Annotated in this window: 25 protein-coding genes; 9 read left to right on the top strand and 16 right to left on the bottom strand. The window is 40.5% G+C overall.

Annotated elements, in window-relative coordinates; all coding sequences use genetic code 11:
* Positions 1-2 precede the first annotated feature (2 nt).
* Both VMUT_RS00195 and VMUT_RS00190 read right to left on the bottom strand, forming a co-directional pair.
* A complete protein-coding gene (locus VMUT_RS00195; RefSeq protein WP_013603418.1) occupies positions 3-1,760 on the bottom strand; it encodes an AAA family ATPase in 1,758 nt (585 codons plus the stop codon).
* A 67-nt stretch (positions 1,761-1,827) separates the two neighbouring features.
* Positions 1,828-3,096, bottom strand: a complete 1,269-nt coding sequence (locus tag VMUT_RS00190) for a M20 family metallo-hydrolase (RefSeq protein ID WP_013603417.1) — start codon at positions 3,094-3,096, stop codon at positions 1,828-1,830.
* A 237-nt stretch (positions 3,097-3,333) separates the two neighbouring features.
* Between VMUT_RS00190 and VMUT_RS00185 the strand changes: the two genes are divergently transcribed.
* On the top strand, positions 3,334-3,834 hold the full coding sequence (locus VMUT_RS00185) for a hypothetical protein (RefSeq protein ID WP_148224597.1): 501 nt from the start codon (positions 3,334-3,336) through the stop codon (positions 3,832-3,834).
* A gap of 60 nt (positions 3,835-3,894) precedes the next feature.
* Here VMUT_RS00185 and VMUT_RS00180 read toward each other — a convergent pair whose 3' ends face one another.
* A complete protein-coding gene (locus VMUT_RS00180) occupies positions 3,895-4,785 on the bottom strand; it encodes an SDH family Clp fold serine proteinase (RefSeq protein WP_013603415.1) in 891 nt (296 codons plus the stop codon).
* Between the two features lie 109 nt (positions 4,786-4,894).
* Here VMUT_RS00180 and VMUT_RS00175 point away from each other — a divergent pair, with 109 nt between their 5' ends.
* From VMUT_RS00175 to VMUT_RS00160, 4 genes are read left to right on the top strand one after another with little or no spacing between them, the layout of a single operon-like run.
* Positions 4,895-5,962, top strand: coding sequence for a thiamine pyrophosphate-binding protein (locus VMUT_RS00175; RefSeq protein WP_013603414.1), 1,068 nt, complete (start codon positions 4,895-4,897; stop codon positions 5,960-5,962).
* The gene (locus VMUT_RS00170; protein WP_013603413.1) at positions 5,959-6,792 is read left to right on the top strand and encodes a thiamine pyrophosphate-dependent enzyme; all 834 of its coding nucleotides are present in this window, start codon (positions 5,959-5,961) and stop codon (positions 6,790-6,792) included. The genes VMUT_RS00175 and VMUT_RS00170 overlap by 4 nt, the downstream gene beginning before the upstream one ends.
* Complete coding sequence (locus tag VMUT_RS00165; protein ID WP_013603412.1) at positions 6,789-7,034, top strand: 4Fe-4S dicluster domain-containing protein; 246 nt, start codon at positions 6,789-6,791, stop codon at positions 7,032-7,034. The genes VMUT_RS00170 and VMUT_RS00165 overlap by 4 nt, the downstream gene beginning before the upstream one ends.
* Positions 7,018-7,608, top strand: coding sequence for a 2-oxoacid:ferredoxin oxidoreductase subunit gamma family protein (locus VMUT_RS00160; RefSeq protein ID WP_048056765.1), 591 nt, complete (start codon positions 7,018-7,020; stop codon positions 7,606-7,608). Before VMUT_RS00165 ends, VMUT_RS00160 begins: the two co-directional genes overlap by 17 nt.
* 44 nt (positions 7,609-7,652) lie before the next feature.
* Here the strand turns inward: VMUT_RS00160 and VMUT_RS00155 are convergent, their stop codons facing one another.
* The 8 genes from VMUT_RS00155 to VMUT_RS00120 form a co-directional block, all read right to left on the bottom strand.
* Positions 7,653-8,096 (bottom strand): CBS domain-containing protein, encoded by a 444-nt coding sequence (locus VMUT_RS00155; RefSeq protein WP_013603410.1) that lies wholly within the window; start codon positions 8,094-8,096, stop codon positions 7,653-7,655.
* 201 nt (positions 8,097-8,297) lie between these two features.
* The gene (locus VMUT_RS00150) at positions 8,298-9,830 is read right to left on the bottom strand and encodes an AMP-binding protein (protein ID WP_013603409.1); all 1,533 of its coding nucleotides are present in this window, start codon (positions 9,828-9,830) and stop codon (positions 8,298-8,300) included.
* The gene (locus tag VMUT_RS00145; RefSeq protein ID WP_013603408.1) at positions 9,820-11,487 is read right to left on the bottom strand and encodes an acyl-CoA dehydrogenase family protein; all 1,668 of its coding nucleotides are present in this window, start codon (positions 11,485-11,487) and stop codon (positions 9,820-9,822) included. Before VMUT_RS00145 ends, VMUT_RS00150 begins: the two co-directional genes overlap by 11 nt.
* A 71-nt stretch (positions 11,488-11,558) precedes the next feature.
* Positions 11,559-12,155: a TetR/AcrR family transcriptional regulator gene (locus tag VMUT_RS00140; RefSeq protein WP_013603407.1), complete on the bottom strand. Its 597-nt coding sequence runs from the start codon at positions 12,153-12,155 to the stop codon at positions 11,559-11,561.
* 48 nt (positions 12,156-12,203) lie between these two features.
* Positions 12,204-13,193 (bottom strand): 3-oxoacyl-ACP synthase, encoded by a 990-nt coding sequence (locus tag VMUT_RS00135; protein ID WP_013603406.1) that lies wholly within the window; start codon positions 13,191-13,193, stop codon positions 12,204-12,206.
* An 8-nt stretch (positions 13,194-13,201) separates the two neighbouring features.
* Positions 13,202-14,635: a class I adenylate-forming enzyme family protein gene (locus VMUT_RS00130; RefSeq protein WP_013603405.1), complete on the bottom strand. Its 1,434-nt coding sequence runs from the start codon at positions 14,633-14,635 to the stop codon at positions 13,202-13,204.
* Position 14,636: 1 nt separating this feature from the next.
* Positions 14,637-15,485, bottom strand: a complete 849-nt coding sequence (locus tag VMUT_RS00125; RefSeq protein WP_148224596.1) for an alpha/beta fold hydrolase — start codon at positions 15,483-15,485, stop codon at positions 14,637-14,639.
* A 13-nt stretch (positions 15,486-15,498) separates the two neighbouring features.
* Positions 15,499-16,872, bottom strand: coding sequence for an MFS transporter (locus VMUT_RS00120; protein ID WP_048057089.1), 1,374 nt, complete (start codon positions 16,870-16,872; stop codon positions 15,499-15,501).
* 320 nt (positions 16,873-17,192) lie between these two features.
* On the opposite strand from VMUT_RS00120, the gene VMUT_RS00115 reads away from it, so the two are divergent.
* Positions 17,193-19,796, top strand: coding sequence for a penicillin acylase family protein (locus VMUT_RS00115; RefSeq protein ID WP_013603402.1), 2,604 nt, complete (start codon positions 17,193-17,195; stop codon positions 19,794-19,796).
* A 5-nt stretch (positions 19,797-19,801) separates the two neighbouring features.
* Positions 19,802-20,176, top strand: coding sequence for a hypothetical protein (locus VMUT_RS00110; RefSeq protein WP_148224595.1), 375 nt, complete (start codon positions 19,802-19,804; stop codon positions 20,174-20,176).
* A gap of 48 nt (positions 20,177-20,224) precedes the next feature.
* Here the strand turns inward: VMUT_RS00110 and VMUT_RS00105 are convergent, their stop codons facing one another.
* The 3 genes from VMUT_RS00105 to VMUT_RS00095 are packed head-to-tail and all read right to left on the bottom strand — an operon-like array spanning position 20,225 to position 21,665.
* On the bottom strand, positions 20,225-20,623 hold the full coding sequence (locus VMUT_RS00105; protein ID WP_048056763.1) for a PIN domain-containing protein: 399 nt from the start codon (positions 20,621-20,623) through the stop codon (positions 20,225-20,227).
* The gene (locus tag VMUT_RS00100) at positions 20,601-20,837 is read right to left on the bottom strand and encodes an AbrB/MazE/SpoVT family DNA-binding domain-containing protein (protein WP_013603399.1); all 237 of its coding nucleotides are present in this window, start codon (positions 20,835-20,837) and stop codon (positions 20,601-20,603) included. Before VMUT_RS00100 ends, VMUT_RS00105 begins: the two co-directional genes overlap by 23 nt.
* A 48-nt stretch (positions 20,838-20,885) precedes the next feature.
* Positions 20,886-21,665, bottom strand: coding sequence for a crotonase/enoyl-CoA hydratase family protein (locus VMUT_RS00095; protein ID WP_013603398.1), 780 nt, complete (start codon positions 21,663-21,665; stop codon positions 20,886-20,888).
* Positions 21,666-21,953: 288 nt separating this feature from the next.
* Here VMUT_RS00095 and VMUT_RS00090 point away from each other — a divergent pair, with 288 nt between their 5' ends.
* Positions 21,954-22,307: a hypothetical protein gene (locus tag VMUT_RS00090; RefSeq protein ID WP_013603397.1), complete on the top strand. Its 354-nt coding sequence runs from the start codon at positions 21,954-21,956 to the stop codon at positions 22,305-22,307.
* The gene (locus tag VMUT_RS00085) at positions 22,307-22,783 is read left to right on the top strand and encodes a hypothetical protein (RefSeq protein ID WP_048056762.1); all 477 of its coding nucleotides are present in this window, start codon (positions 22,307-22,309) and stop codon (positions 22,781-22,783) included. Before VMUT_RS00090 ends, VMUT_RS00085 begins: the two co-directional genes overlap by 1 nt.
* Positions 22,784-22,791: 8 nt before the next feature.
* Here VMUT_RS00085 and VMUT_RS12965 read toward each other — a convergent pair whose 3' ends face one another.
* Together VMUT_RS12965 and VMUT_RS00080 are read right to left on the bottom strand one after the other, a co-directional pair.
* A complete protein-coding gene (locus VMUT_RS12965) occupies positions 22,792-23,226 on the bottom strand; it encodes an FAD-linked oxidase C-terminal domain-containing protein (RefSeq protein ID WP_202795179.1) in 435 nt (144 codons plus the stop codon).
* Positions 23,187-24,164 (bottom strand): FAD-binding oxidoreductase, encoded by a 978-nt coding sequence (locus VMUT_RS00080; protein ID WP_052298487.1) that lies wholly within the window; start codon positions 24,162-24,164, stop codon positions 23,187-23,189. Before VMUT_RS00080 ends, VMUT_RS12965 begins: the two co-directional genes overlap by 40 nt.
* Positions 24,165-24,264: the final 100 nt, after the last annotated feature.

The raw sequence follows: 24,264 nt of genomic DNA, 5'->3' as shown, positions 1-24,264 counted from the left end.
AATTACATCTCACTAGGACTTATAAGCTCACTCTTGACTCTATTAATAGTATCCTCGAGTTTTTTGGCTGAGGTACCAACAATTATACCTAATGATGACTTAAGGTAATCTGCAAAATAATTCAGAACTTTAGCCTTATCGTTAGCATCGAGCAATTTTTTATCTAACGTATTAGACAATAACCGTATAGCATTCTTAACACTACCTGGAGATATACAGAGTTGCTTATTACTAAGATCCTTACGTAATCTACCTATAAACTCCTTAATTAGGTCCTTAATTGGATTATCTAAGGTAGTTAATTCTTTAAGGAACATTTCAACGTCATATGTATCTGTAGGGCACTTAAGTTCTATTATTACGAATCTCCTTAATGTAGCCTCACCAACCATGAATAGGTTCCTAATATCAATAACATTCATAGTACCAATAACTCTAATTAACTTTAACGGTTCATCTTTAAAGTTACTATAATTCTTAATAAATAATTTAGCTTGATTATCAATATGCTCATTATAACTTTCAATTTCACGTATTAAATCCACCGGTATTTCCCAATCTTCAGGATTTGGCGATCTAAATATTGCAAAGAAATCACCAAAGGCCTTATCTACATCTGCCCTATTAAATTCGTCAATAACTACAAAGTAAGGACGATTATCACCATTTTTAATTCTTTCGGCAACATTATTATAAGCCTGAACTAACATACCAGCCCTCCATTTAATAGAGCCCTCCTCAAGAGTTTCACCACCAATCACATCTCTCCTAAACCAAAGAGCATTTGCAACTCTAACCATATAGCCATTATCACCACCCAATAATCTTGCTGCAGTAATTGCAAGGCTAGTCTTACCAACGCCAGGAGGACCAACAAGAAGAACATTGCCAAACTGCACAGCACTAATGAACCTACGAATGAAACTCTCATCATAGTAAAAATCCTCAGATATCCTCTTAACGATTTCATTAATATTAAATTCAGAAATACCGACGAGAACCTGCTTAGATAATGCAGGGAATTGCGTATGCCCGTAAAATTTAATCATGGATTTAACCTCATCATCATTATGAAATATATCACTTATCTTCTGCCAAACCTCTTTACGCAAACTCTCATTTGTAAAACACGTATTTCCCTGCCTTGGCACATTAATTTCAATCCTATTAGTAATTCTATCCTTTAGCACCTTAATCAATTCCTCCTCATTTCTCCATCCAAAGCCAGGATCCATAAGAAGGGCCCTAACGCCAGGGTCAAGCCATAGAACCCTCATCCTCCACCTAATAATCCAATGACCCTGGTCCTCCCTCCAATGCCTAAAGTTCCTAAAAGCATCAAGGGTAATGTCAGTCACCAAACCAATCCCGACAACCCCAACATCAATTACGTGAAAAAGAGCAATAATAGGCATTGCATCGTTAAGATCCCTCCTCAATAACAGTCTAGCATTACCGTCCTTTTTCTCAATTCTAAATAAGGCATTAATGTACCTATCAACGAGACCCTTAAATGGAAAACCAGTATTCTCACTAAGGCCTTTAATACTTACGGGCCCACTAGCTCTATCACCCCAAAGAGCATAACCAACCTCACCCTTAACAGAGTACTTAAGGGACCAAAACCAATGCTCGGCATTACCAGGAAATACACAAATATATGGTGGCTCCTTCTTTGTTTTAATCCATTGAATAATCTCCTTTAAATCGCCAAATTTATCAAAGGGCGGTCTATAAATAAACCAATTATCTAATCCCATTAAAATCCAAGCTTTGCAGTACTATATTAATTTAACATGCAGAAATAGAATGCGAATGACAATACTATTATATTGTGGTTATTAGTGTGGCTATTGTTTTTGTGTCGTTTATTAGGTTTGTTATTTTTGTGTATTCGTTTGGTTGGTGTGCTACTTCGTCTATTGTTGACCATACTACGGCTGGTATTTCGAGCATTCTGAAGTATGCTGCGAATGTTCCTCCTCCTATTCCTCCTATTTTTGGTTCTATTCCTCTTGTCTCCCTCAGTACCTTTACCAGTGCCTTTACTATCTCTGCGTCTGTGGGTGTTGGTTTTGGTGCGTCTAGCCTCTGTATTGTCTCTACCTCTATCCTTGGTACCTCCTCGTTCTCTATCTTCCTATGGTACATGGCCTTGACTAGGTTTATTGCGTTGCCTATGTCCCTGAGTACTTCGTCTAGGCTGTATTGTGGTAGTACCCTACTGTCCATTACGAATTCATGGTATCCAGGTACGATGTTCGGTGAGGTTGCTGTCCCGCTTACCATTGTTATTTCGAAGGTTGACTCAGGCGGTTCATATAGCGCGTCCCTAATGCTGTATTTTGTGATCAGTAGGTTCTTTAGTAGGTTGGCTAGGGTTATGGCTACCTCATGTGCATTTAACCCCTTGTGTGGCGTACTACCGTGGGTCTGCTTACCATACACCTTGAACTTTAGCCATAGTATTGATTTCTCGGCAACCTCTATGAAACTACCATCCGAATTACCGGCGTCTGGTACTAGGGCTTGGTCCTTCTTGTCAAAGAGCTCTGGGTGTTTGCTCATTAGGTATTTTATGCCGTAGTCCGAGCCCGCCTCCTCGTCGCTTACGAAGGCCAGTACCACGGTCCTCCTAGGCCTAATGCCGAGTTCCATCAATGCCTTGACCGCGTATAGTGATGCCACCAGTGATTGTCCATTGTCCTCTGTACCTCTGCCATAGATTTTATCGCCTACGATCTTTGGCTCAAAGGGTTTTGTAACAGTCCATGCGCTTAGGTCGCCGGGTGGTACAACGTCTAGGTGGGTCACTATCCAGAGCTTGCCTGCACTCTCGTCCTTGCCCCTGTATATGGCTAGTATGTTTGGTCTAACGCCACCCTTGGCCCTCCTGTCTGGTGCGTCTATGCGTTTTACTTCGTCGAAGGGCCAACCCCTTATTATCTCGAGTAGTGCATTTGCCTTTTCCAACTCTCCTTCTCCCCCGTAGCTTGGGTTTACCGCTGGTATGCTTATTAGGTGGGTTAGTGTGTTGATTATTTCATTACGTAGTTCATCAACCTTCCTCGAGATCGATTCATACATTGATGACACACCTCCCTATTTACCTGTTGGATTAAAGTATTGCGTATGGAATTTATTGATTCTTGGTACCCAGCCTATAGATTATTTAGATCTCTTGGTCATTGATTGGCTTGCTCTAGTCATGGTCCTGGCTTTATCATTGTGAATATTTCCTAGATTTTTGCATGAATATTACGTGCTTGCTGAACGGTATGCCTGTTAGATTTCGTAATGCTTATATACCTTGCCTTTGTCTCATTCGAAACCGTGATCAACAAAACACACATTAAGTATGTGGTAATATCCCTAATCTCAATAATCGCTGTAATGGCCATGGTAATAGTAGCATCACAAAACACAACGCAGGTAAATGTGGTTGTTCAGGGGGTAGGTCCATTAAGTAATGCGACTATAACATACATGGAGTTTGTTCAGTCATATACCACACAAATGCTTCATGCATACGGTACGGCTACAACAAACAATGAGGGGATTGCATTAATTCCGCAACCACCGCCTCCATTGCCTGGTAAGGAGGATGTGATCACTATTACGGTTAACGCAACTATAGGTAAGACAGCGGTGTTTAGGGCATACACCTTCTACCTAACAAGTGAGAACTTTACTAATCAATTAAACATAACATTATCGATACCGGAGTCAAGCAAAGTTTCAGGTAATCAAGACATGCTATTAATAGCAATAATTATAGTGATCGTAGTACTGATTGCAGTAATAATATTGGCAATAAGAAGGCCAAGGTCATAATGGCATAAAGGCTTTGATTTTAAGTAAAAAGCCTTTTTTTATTTTCTCTCCATTGGTGGTTCATGAAGGGAATATTTCGCTCCTTGCCTCTCTGGTTGTTGGTCTTGGTGTTGTGGGGTATGGTAGGTATTCGATTCCGGGTCTGTTTGTTCTGGCTTGTGGGTATAGTGTCATTAGGTCATAGACCTCCATGGGTACTTCTGTTGATACCTTAAGGCCCATCTCCTTAAGATGCTCCACAGTTATCGGATAATCATGAGTATAATAACCACCCACAAGCCTATCAGCAATATACCCAGCCCTCTCCTCACCAACCTTATCCTTAATTAGCTCAATGACTAACTCCTTGACTTGATTAATGGCCTTCTCGGCCATGTCTGCGAGGATCAGTGTCTGATCATCAACCTTGTCCTTACCCTTAACCTCAACCGCCTTTAGAATAGACGGTGCAGGTAAGTAAATTCCTCCAGGGCCGCCCAACTGAGGATCAAGAGGTCCAAGTACAGCATTTGGGTCCATTACTATTTCATCAGCTGCCAGTGCGATCAGTGTACCGCCGCTCATGGCATAGTGTGGTACAACCACAACCTTCTTTGCTGGGTGTGCCTTGAGTGCCTTGGCTATCTGTGAGGCGGCAAGCACAAGGCCTCCTGGGGTGTGTAAGATGAGCATAATGGGTGTGTTAGGTGGTGTTGTCCTGATAGCCCTTACGATGGCCTCTGAATCCTCAATGTCTATGTAGCGATAAATCGGAACACCAAGTAGTCCAATCTTTTCCTGTCTATGAATCATGGTTATTACCCTGGATCCATACTTACGTTCCATGAATGCGATAAGCCTTAGTCGTGCATGTTGTAGTGATCTCATTGAGAGCCATGGCGATAGCATTGCTATGAAAAATAAAATCCAGAAAAGGTACCCGAGTACGTCCGTATATATGTCGAGAAGCATTGTGAAATTTAATTACATATACTTATTAAAAAGCATTACCATATACTTCATGATCACTGTAGTATAATATTTTTAATATTATTTTTAATCATAATAAGGGTGTCATTGAATGGGTAGGTACTCATTAATGATGGGTAGTGAGGCCTTAGTCCGTGGCGCCATTTATGCTGGTATTAGGTTCTATGCTGGTTATCCAATAACGCCTGCCACGGAGATTGCTGAGTACATGGCTCAATTATTGCCTAGGGCTGGCGGCATTTTCGTACAGACAGAGGATGAGTTGGCGGCAATAAACATGGCAATTGGAGCCTCGGTGGCTGGGTGGAAGGCCATGGTTGCTACGAGTGGTCCAGGTTTCTCCCTAATGCAGGAGGGTGTTGGTCATGCCATTAATACTGAGGTACCCCTGCTAATAGTTGATGTTCAGAGGGGTGGTCCATCAACAGGACAGCCCACAATGCCATCCCAACAAGACGTTATGCAGGCCAGGTATGGTTCTCATGGTTCCTACGAAATAATAGTCCTGAGCCCAGGCAATGTTCAGGAGTTGTTCTATCTAACCATAGATGCCATTAACTTGTCCGAGCAATACCGCACGCCTGTGATATTACTTACGGAGGAAGTTACTGTGCATCTGTGGGAAAAGATCCATGTTCCAGATCCCGAAGAATACCCGGTGCTACCTCACGTTACACCGCCAACCCACGGTGATGAGGGATTCTTACTCGAGAGCCAGCTTCATGATGAGAGGGGCTATAACGTGGCTAATGATCCTGAACTCTCCGCTAAGGCGCTATGGCGTTTAATAGGGAAGATTAGAGACAATGTAGATAAAATATCTAGGATTGAGGTTAAGTACGCCGGTGATAATCCCGAGATCTTCATAGCATCCTATGGATGCTCAGCAAGGTCAGCACTAGCCGCAGTTAAGATGCTTCGGCAAGACGGCCATAAGGTTGGTTTCCTACGACTTATAACACTCTGGCCATTTCCAGAAAATGCCATTAAGAGTGTATTAAGGAATGCCAACACCATTATTGTCCCTGAAATGAATTCCGGCTACATGGCCAATGAATTCAGGTTGCTTGGCCTAAATGTGGTGCCAATACCGAAGTTAGGTGGTGAAATACCAACACCCGAGGAGATATACAGTGCAGTTAAGGGTGTCCTCCCATGAATCCCCTTATCCAGAAGTACCTCCGAAGTGAATATGCACAGGGTAAGAGGAGGACTATATTTTGCCCTGGCTGCGGCAACGGCATAATACTTGGTTACTTCGTTAGGGCTATTGATGAGTTGAAACATGAGGGTAGGTTTGATGACTCTAAACTATACATAGTCACAGGCATAGGCTGCTCTGGGAACATCCCTGTACCCCTTAAGTATAATATTGTGCGTGCGCTGCATGGCAGGGCATTGGCCGTGGCCACTGGCATTAAACTTGTTAGGCCTGATGCAGAGGTCGTAGCCTTTGTTGGCGATGGCGATTTACTATCTATCGGTGGTAATCACTTCATTCACACTATTAGGAGGAACGCTGGTGTTAAGGTCATCTTAGTCAACAACATGCTCTATGGGATGACCGGTGGACAAGTAGCACCAACAACGCCCATGGACGCGATAACGCATACTACGCCGTATGGTAATCCAGAACCACCAATTGATGCCTGTAGATTAGCCATGGCCCTCGGCGCTACGTATGTGGCTAGGTGGACCGTAGCCCTGTCTAGGCAATGTATAGAGTCAATCAAGGAGTTACTGCTTCATAGAGGTTTCGGACTACTGGAGTGCTTATCCCAATGTCCCGTTTATCAGGGTAGGTATGTGATTGGTATTGATAGGCCCTCGAAAATAATGGATTACCACCTGAAAATAACGGTATTAGGTAAGGAACCCATGTATGGCGATAAAATAACCATTGGTAAGTTCGTGGACTATGAGAAGCCTACGTATGAGGAGATAATTTGGAGCATGATAAATAGGGTTAGTAAGGGTGGCGAGTCATGAAGAGGGTTACCAAGGTCTCTGTGATTAGGATAGACATTGATAAGTACCTCTGCAAGGGATGCTATATATGCGTTGATAAGTGCCCAACAAAGGTCTTTGAGGTCTCAGACATAGTTGGTGATTATGGCGTATTCATACCGCAGGCCAAGCATCTCGATAAATGCATTGGATGCGAAATCTGTGAATTGTACTGCCCGGACTTTGCAATAACAATTGTTAGGGGTGATGGTGGTGAGGTATGAAATTAGGTTTGCAGGGTTTGGCGGACAAGGCGTAATCACGGCGGGTAGATTATTAGCGTTAATGGTTATTGAGGCTGAACCAAGCATTTACGTGGTCTATAGCCCATCCTACGGATTTCAAACAAGAGGTGGTGATGCGGTATCAGACGTAATAATCAGTGATGAGGAAATTGATTTCCCAAAGGCGAGATACCTCGACTTAGCCTTAATCCTAAGCCAGCAAGCCTATAACAAGTACTGCAGGTACGTAAGGGAGGATGGTGCATTAATAGTTGATAAGTACATAAATAGGCAAGGCACATGCCAAAGTAAAAGACATCATGAGCTCGATATTGTAGCAAACGCTAAGGCGCTTGGCGGTGATGTGTTCTCATCAATGATAGCCTTAGGCTCAGCGATAAGGTTCTTCGAAAGTAAGTCAATACCCAATGATAAATTAACCTTAAGTCTGGCTGAGAAAATTGTGGCTGATTATTTTAAGGAGTCATTAATTGGTAGGAGGGTGAATGTCGAGGACATAATAGCTAAGAACATTAAGGCACTTAGGCTTGGTTATAAAATGGTAACAATATAATGTCTATTTTAAAGGTACTTATTTGGTGATGATTATTAATTGTACTAATCAGCACCGCCATCGTACTCCTCAACAGGCTTTGGTACCGCTAACTCAGCCATTCTTGATATTAACCTATCTTCACAAATTACATCGTTTGATGTTAAGACACCATATGGTTTACCTGAATCATCAACTACAAGTAAATGTCTAACACCATACTCGCTCATAATTAGAGCAGCCTTATAGATACTGTCATTTAACCTTATCGTAACCAGCTTATTATATGAGCAGCATTGACCAACGTTAACATCCAAACGCCCTGTCTTAACTATTGTCCTTAATATATCGTTAGCTGTGACTATACCTAGTATCTTTCCATTTTTGCCAGTTACGACTAAATAATCAGTATTTTCCTTCGTCATCAACTCAATAGCGATCTTTAAGGGTTTATCTTCATCAATTATTATTCCCTTTCTCCTAAGAACTTTATCAACGGTAGTACTCATCAAGGCAACGAATGATTAAACAAAATATAAGACCTGCTAAGGATACATTGCCTGCACTAAACGAATACTTTATAAATGTACTGAGCTTATATTCAAATGAATTATAACAAATATCAATATAATTAAGAAATAAGTAATATATTATTTAATAAATATCGATTCAGCCATACCCAAATATGTTTCTTCTTAATTCCTTCTTATCTAACCTGTACTTGTCAGCGGTATCTCCTTAACGAAGATTATATCGTCAGGTAACCACCACTTGGGTATCCTGCCAGAATTAACCTCCTTATTCAATGCTTCATATATTTGCACCTTAGTTATGTTATATCCCTCCCTTAACTTCACTACAGCTACTGGTCTCTCACCCCACTTCTCATGAGGCTTACCTATAACTGCGACCAAATCAACTCCAGGTATGTTGGAAATAATAGCCTCTAGAATACTCGTTGGTATCCATTCACCACCACTCTTAATAACATCCTTCAACCTATCAAGTACTCTTAAGCCGCCATCACTTAGTACTATACCAACATCACCAGTCCTAAACCAACCACCTACATAACTCTCCCTGGTCTTTTCAGGGTCCTTATGGTATTCGTATGGCAACCATGGTGCTCTCAACCAAACCTCACCTATTTGACCCCTATCGACATCCTTACCTGTCGCTGGGTTAACTATCCTAATTTCAACGAATGGAACAGGATGAGTTGTTAGTCTAATATAATCAAGGAATTCATCGACTGAACTAAAATCCTTAGACACTATTGATATTGATGTGGCGAGCATGTCTGTTCCTCCATAAATTGACGAAAAAGCTATGCCTAACTCATGCATCCTCTTAGCTAATCCGCTTGCTATTGGCATGCCACCAACCAATGCCTTAAGCCCACGTAATACATGTAACTTATTCATTTTCTCGGCCGCATCAATCAGCATGTACATCATTGTTGGTACGGCATTTATCCACGTAATCTTTTCCCTCTCTATCAACATTAATGCCTTATCTGGTGTAAATCTACCCATAAGCACATACTTACTGCATAAATACGGTGCATGTATGAAGCTACCCCATGAATGAATATGATAAAATGGTATAAACGGCATTATTATATCACCCTGATGAAGATTAGCTGGTGTATTGTAAAATCCAAGTTGATAAGCTATTGCTAGTGCGCCATGCACAAACTTTTCATGTGTGTATTTAACCGCCTTTGGAAGCCCTGTTGTTCCTGATGTAAAAAGAATAGAGAAATAGTCATTACCTGAGACCTCTATCTCGGGCTCCTTAACTTCCTTATTATTAATTAAATCATCATAACAATACTTAGCATCACATGTTGGGCCTAGGCTTACAAGCTTATCCTTATTGACGAGAGTAGCAAGCGCCCTAAAATCATTAGAATAAAATAACCACTCGATCTCGGCCACTTTCATGGTATACGCTATTTGATCAGGAGGTAGTCTTATATTTACTGGATATATCACAGCACCTATCATGGCTGCTGCATAGTGCAGCTCAAACATGGGCAATGTGTTCCAATCAGCTACACCGATAACAGTACCCTTATGAATACCAAGAGATAGTAATGAGTTAGCTAATGATATGATGCGCCCATAAACATCACTATATTTAAGCCTAGTATTTTCGGTCACAACCTCAGTATCAGGACATAGTAATGAAGCTCTCCTTATAACGTAATGCACCGTAAACCCAATCCCGCTATCTGACATACGTTACCACCTCGTTCTCAATATCTATTATTTTCCTGCCTAGATCATAAGAACCAACCTTATAACCACCCTGCAGATGCCTCTCTAGATATAGTTCAGCAATCACGGCATACCTCTCTATACCCAGCTTCTCTGCAATATCGGTTAATACAATAATGGATATGGCGTGACCTACTGTGGATAATATGTCCTTAGCCCTAAATTCTATTTCTAATGAACTTAATGAAGAAATTACCTGCATTGTGTTTCTCATCGCATTCATGGCTGCCTCAGCTATTTCGTGATAAGATTTGATGCTTGCCACAGTGTTTTCCATCTCACTCAACATAGTAATATGGGCATTCTTCTTATTCATTGCCTCAAGCATATCCAATGCCTGTATATTGCTTGTGCCCTCCCAAATTGGCGTTATCAATGCCTCCCTATGCCACCTCTCGATTGGGTATTCACTTAAGAACCCAATACCACCATAAAGTTCCATTGCCAACCTAGTTATGTATGCTGCAGCATCGGCGGTCACATTCTTAGCTATATGCGTTAATAACCTGGCATAATGATAACGATCACCATAAGGCGGCTTATCATGCCATGACCTATCAAATTCATCAACAGCCTTAAACACAAGCGCCGTGGCGCCCTCAAGGGCTACCTCCATATCCATTAAATCCCTAATGACGAGTGGATGCTCAATTAACAACTTGCCAAAGGCCCTCCTCCTACTTGCATACTCATAAGCCTCAAGATAGGCCTTCCTGGCAACACCAACGGCGCCAATGGCATTTGCAAGTCTTGATACCATTAAGTCTTCCATTATATAGTAAATACCATTACTCTGATCACCAACTAAGTAGGCCTCTGATCCGTGGAACTCGACCTCGCCTGTTGGTACGGAGTTTGTACCGCTCTTATCTTTTAATCTTCTAACCATGAAGTTCAAGTTGCCAGACGAATCGAGTCTAGGTACTGCAAAGAGAGCTAATCCCTTAGCGCCAGGTTTACCACCCTCTGGTCTTGCTGAGGTTAAAGCAATGTCTGCTAACCCGACACCACTGGCAAAGTACTTATCGCCGTATAATCGCCACTTACCTCCATCTACCTTAGCTACCGTAGTATTAGCACCAAGATCACTACCTCCCTGTATCTCTGTAAACCATGTAGCACCGAAATTGATTGGTTTATCATCACCAATAAGTTTTGGTACGTACCTCTTCAGTTCTTCGTTACCATACTTATGAAGAGCATATGCTGTTTGGTTAGTTATGGTGATTATGCAGTAAAGACCAGGGTCCGAGATTAGGTAGCCCATGGCATAATGCTCATGCCAACTACCACCATGATAAGGAGGTTTATTTATTCCAAAATCAAGTACTAATTTCTCAATTGCATATCTCTCAGCAGGATTTAACCAAACCCTATCAACTCTATTACCATTTACATCCCACATAATATGTTTAGGCTTTGAGATCTTGTCCACATAATCTGTAATTTCGAGCAAATCACGACCAGCAAAGATACCTAATTCACTAAGGGAAGGAATCTTACCAGTGAAATACTGAAGGATTCTCTGTAATGGTTTATCAGCATCATACATATTAATACCATATACATTAGACAAAAAGCCATACACATCTATATTATCCCCAATATTTCTTGACATATGCAAATTATTATTTATTTATGCTTTATAAGAGTTATAACAATATATTTTATATAGGTAGACAAATACACTCAACAATTGCATCTAGGATTTAATATTCTTTCAAGTATTTTATTTACTTCATCAATTACATACCTAGGTATTTTATTATTCACCCATAAAATGTATCGCTTAGCTATAAAATCAGCAATACCCATTAATATGAAGGATAAAGCCTCCGGATCATACCTCGCTATTTCACCTCTATTCATAGCCTCTGATAATTTCCTGGAGTATCTCTCGGATAATTTCATGTAGTGCCACTTATAAAGTTCGATATTATTTGATTCAGCCTCTATTAAGATTTTGTAGAGGTATTGATTATAATACATCCAATCAAAGAATGCCTCAAAGCCTCGTTTTTCTATTGATATTCTATCAGAGAGTCCCGCAGTACTTAACGTTAGGTAATGCCTCATATCCCTATTTATTCGTTTAACAAGTTCGTTTAGTAATTCGTCCTTATTATTAAAATAGAAGTAAAAAAGACCGTGTGATACACCAGCTCTTGATGTTATTTCATCAATCGACGCGTCGTTAAATCCCTTCTCGGCAATTACTGCAATTGCTGCATTTAGAATCTTATTTAAGGACTCCTCGCCTTTCTTTGTTTTTGGAGAATACTTCATGGTTTTACCATAGTAAATAAAAAGGTAGTTTAAATTTTTAAAGTGAAATTACTTAATACGTTGAAGCACTGTAGCGCCCCATGTCCAACCAGTACCTGCTGCCACTAAGACTATGATACTACCTTTACGTATCTTACCATATTGCTCGGCTAACCATAATGAGAGGAATGGATCAACTGCCTGCATATGCCCATAATTCTCTAGATATATTGTCCTGTCGGGAGGTATACCTAGTTCCTTTAGTATTTTCTCGTGGAATGAACGTTTCATATGTAGAATGGCTAAATAATCAACATCTCTTAATGCTAATCCACTCCTTTCCACCGCACTCTTTATTACATTAATGAAGTTGTTAAATGATACGCTTTCAAAGATTTTATTGAATTCGTCTGTTCTATTTACCTGAAGTAAATAGTCTTGATTTGCGTCATTAACGCTATAAAACCTCTCGCCTAATCTTTGATAAACGACATTTGAGAACCTTCCATCAGTTATTATAGAGCTCTCCAATATTCTGTACTTACCATCAACATTACTTAAGAGAACTGCTGCGGCCCCGTCAGAAAAATCGTACATAAATGAAGACGCCTTGTCCTTATAATTAACAATCATACTCTGCTTCGTGGCAATAACCATTAATACATGTGAATCATTACCCGTAGTCTGCAATTTCGACTTTAACAAATCAAGTGCAACAATACTACTGACACATTGCATTGATAAATCAACGCCATAGGCCCCCTCTATACCTAATTCATTAATTACATCCGGTGCAACATCCCAGACGTATTTATCTTTAAAATCAGAACCTGCATAGGCCACGAGATCAACCTTCACATTGTATTTACTCATTAATTTCTTAGCGACCAGCTTAGCCATATCAGAAACTGATAGTGATCTCTCAATTGGTTTCCTAACGATACCCATCTTATCCTTAATCACCCAATCAGGTAACCCCGTTTCTATAGCCAGGGTCTTATAATCAATGAATGTGTTTGGTATGTATAATTCATAATCAACAATATATGCGTTTCTCATAACTATGCTCAACCCTCATCTAGTACGTCCTTAAAACCATCCTTTATATACCTCTCACGCAACTCTCTTTTTGAAATCTTACCAATCTGGGTCTTAGGTATCTCCTTAACGAATATTATACGCTTGGGCACCTTAAACGAAGCCAACACCTTCTTAAGATCCTTCTTCACGTCATCCTCGGTTACCTTAAAACCTGGCTTCTTAACGACAACAGCAACGACAGCCTCGCCCCAATGCTCATCAGGAACTCCGAAGACAGCTGCGTCATCTATGTATGGCAATTGCTTAAGAGCTACCTCAACCTCAGTTGAGTAAACATTCTCACCACCTGTCTTTATCATATCCTTCTTTCTATCTAAGAATGAAAAGTCCCCATCCCTATCAATAACGAATAAGTCACCCGTCCTTAAATAGCCGTCCTCCGTAAATGGCCTTTCACCAGGTCTATTCCAATATCCCTTAAAAACATGTGGTCCCTTTATTAATAACTCACCCTCCTCTGATAATTTCATCTCAATGAACAGTAGGGGTTTACCGACAGACATCACCTTATCTCTGTAACGTTCTGGCGCGATATAGAAATTATTGGGACCAGCCTCGGTTAATCCATACCCCTGAAAGATCCTGTATCCTTTATTGATAAAACGCTGTGCAACATTGGGTAATAACGGCCCACCGCCATTAATGAAGAGAACATGCGATAAATCCATGCTTTCAAATAATGGCGACTTACTTATTGAATCAAGCATTGTTGGTACACCCATATACACGGTGCAGCCTTCCCTAACCAATGTTTGTATTGTCCAGTCTGGGTCAAACTTATCGGTTTCAGGGAGCACGACCTTACCACCGACTAATAATAATGGCATTAATAATACGTTCCATCCACCAGTGTGGTAAAGAGGTAATGATACTATGGTGCAGTCATTCTTTGTAAGCCCCCATGATATTACCGTTATTATTGCGTTCCAAAGAATGGATCCTTCATGAACCATAGCGCCCTTAGGAGGACCCGTAGTGCCTCCTGTATATAGAATCATGGCTATTTCATCAAGATTCATCCTATATTCATAACTATATCCATGGTTTGCATCTTCAATAACCTTATCCATACTTATACCCTTTCCGTAATAGTCATCGATTATAAGGGATGGCCTAACATCGTTAATTACGAAATTTAGAAAATCAATGCCAAGCCTAGGATTTACAGGTACCAATGTGGCTCCTATTTTCCTTAATGCAAAGAATGTTGTTACGTGATGTATTGGCGACCTTATAAGCGTAATAACCCTGTCGCCAAATCTAACACCTAGATTACTTAATGCATACGCAATCCTATTAGACAAAGCTTCAAGGTGTGAATACGTATATGAGTCATTACCAACCTTAATAGCGATTGAGTCCTCAATTCTAGCTCTATGCCTAAGTAGGCTCTCAAGCATGTTAAATCACCATGGCTTCCTTCGACGGCTTAAATGTACCATTGATAACATCATTTATGAAATTAAGAACTAACCTATTATAATCATCAGCACGCTCGATAATCGCCAAATGACCAGCCCCCTTAAGTATGACAAGCTTACTATTAGGCATTAATTGATTCATTATGCGGGAATTCTCAGGGTTAACTACATAGTCCTCATCACCAGTCACTATTAATGTTGGAACCACTATATTGGGCAGTCTATCCTTAAAGTCAAATGTCAGTACAGCGGCTAATTGATTGTTATATGCCTTTGGATCCTCCTCGAACATCATCCTCACCTCTACAATACGCTCAACCTCATCCCTATGTCTCTCAAAGAAATCCTTGGAGAAAGCAACCCTCATCCTTTCAATAAGCATTTGCCTCCTATCAAGATTAGGATTAGGAGGTTTTAACAAAACTTCAAGTGCTTCCTTACTTGGCGGTAACGATTTAACACCAAAATTAGTCCCACCAAGGATTAAGCCCTTAACCCTACCTGGGTTCCTATATGTGAAGTACATTGCTATCATGCCGCCCATCGAGACGCCCCATATAAACGCCCTATCTATTGAGAGGTAGTTCAGTAAGTCCTCAAGGTCATTAGCAAAATCATCCATAGTGTATGGTTTATCAGGCTTTGAGGACAAACCAGCACCCCTATTATCATAAATTATTAATTTTACATAATTAGCAAGCGACCTTTGCTTAATCCACATCCAATTAGCATACCCTAAACCCTCAACTAAGACCAAGGGTTCCCCCATACCATCAACTTCATAATATATCGATACACCATCTCTAGTGACTACATAACCGCTCTTCACATTAATCACCGCATTAATCCGAAACCTGCTCAAGCCTTAATTTAGTTGTTCTTGGGCCTGTAAGCACTATTAATGTGGCAATTATCTCAAATATGCCAAGTAGCACGAAAGTCCATACACCAGTACTAAGCGGATTTAATGGATTAAAGACGAGGTATATTATGAATGGAACCACGGCACCACCAAGATGCCCAACACCGTCGGCTATAGCGAAACCACTAGCCCTTGCCCTTGTTGGGAATAATTCAGCAGTATATGTATAGGCGGGCACAGCAAATGCCGTCGCAAAGGCGCCCAGGAATGCGCCTATAGTTAATATTATTGGTGAACGAATACCAACGGCTACGGCATATAAGAATACTGCGAGTGTGGCGATGCTAAAAGCTGAAGCCACAAGGTACTTTCTCTCCCACTTATCGGCTATAGGCGCCATGGACAACGCACCAACTATATAACCAATGCTACCCAGTGCTATGTACCAGGTCGCTGTTGTGAATGTGAAGCCAGCGGCCACGAATATGTATGGTGCAAAACCAATTACACCATATGCAAGCATGTAATCGAAGAACCAGAATAAAACGGCCATTAAAAGTCTTGGGCCGTATTTCCTATTGAATAATTCTGCCGTTGGGAACTTCGATAATAGTTTCTCAGGAAGTGGTGGTGGAACTGGCGGTAATGGCCTTACCTTCTTTTCAGCAAAGCTTTCCAGTGTTCTAACGACCCTCTCAGCCTCATCAAACTTACCCTTTATTGTAAGCCATCTGGGGCTTTCTGGCATTAGGTATCGTAAAGGAACTATTGCCGCTGCAACAAGTGCACCTAATCCAAATAACCACCTCCAGCCTATTGGCGATATTGGTATCAATGCAAAGGCTATGAATGGTGTTACGGCAAAACCTAAAGCTCCTGCTAAGTACGTAAATTGTACCATTTTACCCCTAATGGGTGCTGGCGTTATTTCTGATATGTATGTATTTATAATAGCTATTTCAGCACCAATACCCATACCAGCTATTAATCTACTTGCTATTAAGACGATGGCGTTTGTTGATAATGCGCTACCCAAAGAACCAATGGCAATTAATATGGCGTTAGTTATTAATCCCCACCTACGCCCCCAATAATCACTTACTGTGGCAACAAAATAAGCACCAATTATGTATCCAAATAATGAAACAGAGACAGCCTCACTGATCTCTAACCTAGTCATTTTCAATTGCTGAATCATGGGAGAAACTATAGCAAATGATAACGTAAGTATATCGTAGAATGCAAAGAAGTAACCAAGACCGATAATGACCATCCAGGAAACAGGGTAAGGTCTTACTGGGAGTCTATCTATTCTTGCTCGAAGCTCACCAAGCTTGAGCTCTCTATCTGACACTTGACCCACCTGTCAAGTTTAACATAAAAATAAGAATATTTAAAGATATCAAATCAATGTTTATAAAAGAACATTGTCGATATTATTAAAAGCAGTACTTATTAATATGTATTATTAAAATTAAATCCTTCAAATTTACGGTAATTAATTAATTGCATTAATTCTATTTCTTAATAATTAAGATTTTTTGAATAAAAATTATTATGTCGATTATTAAAAATACCTAATTGTTAAAGATAACCTTTTTATTCATGATTATATTCTATATATTTTATAAACATATTATTTTTATAAATCCTAAATTAATTATCAGATATTGTATGAGTATATTGCTTTATATAAAGCTAGGTTTAGCTGTGATTTGTTTGCTCCTTGTGGCAATATTACTGAGTGTTCCTATTAGCATTCTGGCTCCCCTAGGGCAGGTTCTTAATCCAGGTACTGGTGTTTGGAATAGTGTTCCTCCTCCTGGTGTTGGTTGTCATAGTAGTGTTTTAACGATTAATGATAGTTCCGCAGCCATTGTTGTATGTGTAACTCCTGATGGTTTCATTAGGATTGCCTCTAATGAGACCTGGGCTGTGTTTTATGAGGAGGGTTACTTAACAGCTGAGTATAGACTTGCTCAAATGTACTTTATGGCGATGATGACCATGGGTAATTTATCATCAGTAGTAGGTCCATCGGTACTACCCAGTGATGAATTCTTTAGGACATTATTAACACCCCAGGTTACTCAGGAAATTGTTGATTCATTGAACAAATCGAGCTTTACCTATGAGGCCCTTTACTACTATACCCTTGGCGTTAATGCATACATTGAATCATTGACATCACAAAGGATGCCCATTATATTTAAGGTTCTTGGTTTTAGACCTCTACCATGGACTATGGAAGATACCTTTGCCATACAGCAATTACTCACGTGGTCATTGAGCGGATCTGCTGATCAATTGCCATTTACTGTGGCACTTCTCAAAATGCCAAAGCAGGTTATTTATGCATTCTACCCGGCGTACCCCTCATCAATTCAATACCCCGTGTATCCCGAGGAATGGAACCTAGGTATTTACAATACCACGGGAAATATTAAGGGCCTAAGTTTCTATTCCCCAAACCCATTGCCACCCGGCATAACTAAGCAGGAATTTATTGAGGCGATTGATAAGGCAATAGCATTTTATGAGGAGAGCGATACTGCATTTAGGGACTCTATAGCTAGTAAGTTATTACCTGGCATAAACCCATTTGAGCACTTCGTAATTGGCTTGAGCGATGAAGGTAGTAATAACTGGGTCGCATTATCACCGAGCGGACAGGCATTCTTGGCAAATGACCCCCACCTAACAACGACTGTCCCATCTATTTGGATCGGCTTTCAACTGGTTGGACCTGGCATGAATGTGATTGGTGTAGATTTCCCAGGTGTTCCAGGTGTGATACTTGGTCATAATCCATTTATAGCATGGGGCGCGACCGATGCGGAGCCCCAGGTAGTTTATTATTACGTTGAGGTTACAAGCCCTAATCACCCAGGTGAGTATTACTATGATGGTTCTTGGATGCCCTTTGAGGTTGTTCAGGAGAAGATCTACGTTAAGGGTGTTGGGTATGTACCATATAATGTGTACCTAGCCCGTAATGGCGTTGTCATTGCCAATTATAGTGGTGTTGTTATAGTGATGAATTGGACTGGAATGTATCCAACAGATGAAGGAGCTACATTCCTATACTTCGACATTGCACAAAACCTCACTGAGTTTCTTGAGGGCTTATCGTACTTTAAGGTTGGAATACAGAACTTTGCGTACGCCGATAGGTATGGAAACATTGGTATATTTGCCTGGGGACTATACCCAGTAGTTAACGGTGGTAATCCAAGGGCTGTAATGCTCGGTAATGGATCTTACGACTGGGTTGGTTTTATACCGACACAATATCAACCATATGTCCTAAACCCACCATCACGCTTTGCATTATCAGCCAATGAGATACTTGTATCGCCTAACTACCCATATTACGTGGGTTGGATCTTTGAAAGTGGATTTAGAGCTGACGAGATTTATACATTGCTCTCCAAGTTTGAGGAGGAGAGTAACATAACTTACGCATCGATGGAGGCGATACAACTTAACGTTCATGATTACTCCACGAATTTATTCTTACCACCACTACTTAACGCCTTATCCACGCATTTAGACCGACTAACGCCGATTGAGGTACAGGCCTACGAATTACTTAAGGATTGGAACGGCGATTTCACACCAAACTCTGCAGCGGCCACGATATATTACTTCTGGCTATGGAATTACCTAAACGATACCTTCATGCCCTGGTTCCAATACTACAACATAACACCCGCTGATGGTCTCGGCGAATTCTCCATATTCCTAGGACCGGACGCAATATTCCACGGACCATTAATACTAGACCTGGCAAACTGGACTAATAATTATCCAGACATAGTGTGGTTTAACGACCCAATCACGGGACAAAGTAGGAACGCAACAATAGTCATGTTACTGGCCTTCAATCAAACAATAAGTGAATTAATGAGTAAGTTAGGGCCAACCCCGTCAACGTGGTATTGGGGTAGGGTGCATTATAGGGAATTAACAAGCTTCTTTGGCGTTAATCAACTATCGGTCGGCCCATTCCCAGCACCTGGTGATTGCAATACAATAAACGCGGCCTATGGATTGATATCGAATGAGGGACCGAGCTGGCGTCAGATAGTCAACATGGCCACCCCACTCGGTGGTATTGGTGTTTACCCAGGCGGTATTTCAGAGAATCCACTAAGTCCGTTATACAACGACACAACCGCATACTGGCTCAATGGACAATACTACACATTAATACCACCAGGCCTACCCCAGTACTTCTATTACCTATATCTACCAAACGCCACATTACCAGGGTGATAGACATGACCATGAGTTATACAACCCGCTTCTGGGTCTTATTCATAGTGAATCTGGTGATCTCATTTGCATTGGTATATGAAGGTTACTGGCTATTAATGGCAGTACTAGGTCTAATAATTGGTTATTCCTTAAATGCTAATAAGGCACTGTCTGCATTTACGTGCGCAGGGGTGCCTGGACTTCTCGGTGTCCTGATTAGTATTCTTGCAAACCCATACGCGATCTATGATGGCGAAGTAACAGCCGCAATAATCGGATTACCATACAGTATCGTTGGCTCAATAATACTCCTAGTAATAACGTTATTAATAGCACTCGCCCTCGCAGGCTTAGGAGGATTGGTGGGCCACTATATACGTAAATTAATAAAGCGTTAATCTGAAAGTAAGGTACGGTATTACTGAATGGTAAAGCTGTTTAAAAACTTACGGTATTACCGTCACTTCATGTTTACTAGCCGCTTTCCTCAGTCTTTGGTCGTAAGTGGCTAAGTAAGCACCCCTCCTTAATGCCACTGACAATATTATGTAATCATTTAACATTGAAATTGGAGCTCCATCCTCCTCCATCAGAGCTAAACCGGAATATATCGTATCTAAATCCTCATGAATTATTATGAAGTCACTTAATTCATTCAGTTTCGATTTAACAATCTTCACATCCTTCATTAGTTTCATTAATACCCATATATATTCATGAAGAACAACATAAGGTATTACGGCATCACCCTTTTGTATTATGCTATATGATTCATCATGATACTCACTATCTTTAAACGTTGCATATACCAAAACATTTGTATCAATGATTATTTGCGTTTTCATACCTCACCTCATTAATTATCTGCTCAATATCTTCAGGCGTTAACTTCTTACCTAGCGTATAGGTTGTCCATTTTTTACGATAAGGCCTTATGATAATGACTCCCTCCTTCTCGTCATAGGTAATGTCTACGTAATCACCAACCCTTATCCCAAGTCTTTCCCTTATTTCGGTGGGTATTGTTACCTGAAAATTCCTAGTGACCTTTACCCTCATAATTACTAAGTTAATTAATTACTAACTGATAAATCTTACTAAATCAAATTACCTAGTATTAATGTAATCACCATGCCTACCCGCACCCTCCTTAAACCTCCTCACACCCTCGTATATCTCCCCAGCCCTTATTGATTTCAATCCATAATTCATCTCAATGATTAGGCCTTCACTCAATGGCTTATCTAAGCCCTCGTATATCGCGAGCCTATCATTCCTAAGGGTCTCCTGTGGGTACCTACTGATTAATTCTGCAATTTCAATGGCCTTATCAAGAGCCTTACCCTCATCAACCAGGTAATTAACTAAACCCCACTGATACGCCTCCTCAGCACTTATTAATCGTCCCGTCAATATTAAGTCAAGGGCCCTACCAAGCCCAACAATCCTAACCAGTCTCTGCGTACCACCATCAACGAGTGGAACACCAAATCTCCTTTCCAGAAAGCCGAACTTAGCAGTCCTATCAGCAACCCTAATATCAGCCCAAAGCGCTATCTCCAAACCACCGGCTACACAATAACCACTTACCGCGGCTATCACAGGCTTGGAAAGCCTAAGCCTAGTAAAGCCAAGAGGACCATTAGGGTCAGTAACCCTATTAATGAGCCTATCAATGTCGTACAAATCAGCCCCAGCCGAAAAATAACCACCAGCACCAGTGATTATACCCACATATAGATCAGGATCTCCATCAAAGTACCTCCAAGCCCTAAACAAATCCTCAGCGGTATTAGCATCAATAGCATTCCTCCTCTCCGGCCTACTAATCATAACAATAAATACATGTCCCCTCCTTTCAGTAATTACATTGCCCATGATTAACATCATCCCTTAATCAATTATAACTATTTCATTCATTAAGATAACTAATTATCCAGCAGATTAATGCTCATAGTATACTTAAGCTATACCTATATATAATTATAAATTATATTACAGAAAAATAATTTTTGTCTAAAATAATATAATCATTACTTAAAATCTGGAGGAAAAACATACAAAACAATGTGAAATTAGTATTATTAATACGTTATAGTATATCTTATTGTTAAAAATAATTATAAAATACGAGAGATAGAAAAATTTATAAATATTTTGTTCCTTGGAACCTGTATGTCTCAGATAAGTGAGGATGAACGCACATGGGGCTTAATAGCCTGGATCATACCGCTTGTTGGTGGGATAATTGGCATTATAATGAGACCGAACTCTGGATATGTTAAGCATTGGTCCTACCTGAGTATAGCCTTTGGGCTTGTGATAATAGTTGTGGATGTGATACTGGACATATTGACCTTCGCACTTATTTTTATACCTCCGGTTTTATTGCTCATAAGGATCCTTGGAATCTTGGTTGGTTTAGCGTTTCTTATAATATGGTTAGTTGGAATACTTAGGGAACGTAGTAATCTTTATTGGAAACCACCAGTCGTATATGACATAGCTAGAATAATGGGTAAACAATAATGCTTAGCTTCATATTACTATTTGTTACAGGTATTATACTGCTATTTATTTCCCTATACATGTTTCGTCATTTGAGAACTTGGATTCGATCCTGGAGGATAAAGGAGAAGGGGACACATACATATGTGAGGGGAGGTCCCAAGGGTAAAAAGGCAGTTGCTATGGTACTGGGTATGTTCATGTTGTTCATAGGCTTGATACTTAATGTTGGCGTATTGACCATAGTGTTATTAATGATAACTGGTAACACGGGAATTGCGGAATTACTCTTGAATATGGTCTCAAATGCCGCATACATAGAAGCATCACCATATGGATTTAAGTACATAGGGCCTTTTACAAACTATACACCAACCCAGATTTACTACGGGAGCGTCAATACCGCAATCGTAATGGTAATACTCACAATGCTTGGAGCGGCTGTATTACTGGCGTTAATGAAATCGCAACCCATGGTAAAGGGTAACCCATTATAAACACTCTATTATAGTATTTTCCCTGGATTCATTATCATATTTACATCAAGTACATCCTTTATCTTCCTTAATAATTCCCATTGCTGGTTCATTTCCAATTTAACATAGTCCCTCTTTAGCAGTCCAGTACCGTGATGATGCGTTATGGTTGCGCCTACCTTGCTTGTGATTTCAAATGTCTTGTGCCAAATTCTCCAGTAAGTATTCTCATCCTGCCTAAGAACTACCACACTATAGAGTGAAGCGCCGTTTAGATATATATGGGTTATTCTTGGTAATACGTAGATCACACCATCGACTTCCTTAAGCTCGCCTTTAATACCAGCGTAAAGACCTGGCAACCTACTCCAGGTGGTTGCGGTATCTATTGTTTCAACCCAAAGGCCTTGATTCACCAACTGCATTAATTGCGATTCATAGTCTTTAGCAAGACGATTCTCCATCTCTTGACCAGGTCCTGACTAACCTCAGAACCACCATGGTGCCTTGCCAATTTACTTACAATACTCGCCTCAGCATTAACAAGCTCCTCATCATGCCTCCTAATCCTGATTAATGCGACAAACATATCCTCACCAATCATTAACTTACTACTATCCTTATCATGAATAACGACTCTATAAGGACCAGGAAGCCTAATGGCCATGTCCCTAGCGAATTTAATGGCACTGACAATATTGTTAAATACGAACGCCCTATCAACATAGTAATTAGCCAGCGGTTTAATTCTCAATGTGGCTCCTATCACGATGCCCAGTGCGCCCTCGGAGCCAATGAATAAGCATCTCATGTCGGGCCATGAAACCCTTACATAAGTGCCAGGACCAATACTCACTAGGTCACCATTTGGTAGGAGTATGTCCATTGATAGGACCAGCTCCTCAATATTACTAGCACTATGTGAGCCGGTGCTCCCATGCCCAATAGCACCACCAACTGTGAGCAATTGAAACGATTGCGGGTGGTAATCCAGGGTATAACCTCTCTCATTAAGCCACTTCTCCACATCAATCATCTTAGCACCAGCTTCAACGGTTATTGTTAGGTCCTCCTCACTAAAGTCTAGGATTTTATTTAACCTACTCATATCGATAACAACGCAACCATTGTGATAGGCACCACCAACAACGCTAGACCCACCACCATATGGAACAAGACATATGCCATACTTATTGGCAAGTTTAACAACATTAATTACATCATTAATACTACCAGGCCTAATAACGGCTGGTGGTGAATCAAGGCTATGCCCAAGGGCTTCCCTAAGCATGAGTATTGACCACCAATCCCTCCTGAACATCGATAATCCGTGGCCTTCACTAATGACGTTGTCTTTCCCAAGCAGCTCCTCAATGTCTTTAAGGAATTTTACTAATTCCACGATTAATGTGTGATAAAAATAATATTAATGCTATAGCACTATATAAAATATATTTTCCATATAAGCACAAACAATAAATCAAAAATCAAGGCATTACTAA

Origin of the sequence: Vulcanisaeta moutnovskia 768-28, assembly GCF_000190315.1 — an archaeon.
Classification (GTDB): Archaea; Thermoproteota; Thermoprotei; order Thermoproteales; family Thermocladiaceae; genus Vulcanisaeta; species Vulcanisaeta moutnovskia.
This window is presented reverse-complemented; position numbering and strand designations above follow the sequence as displayed.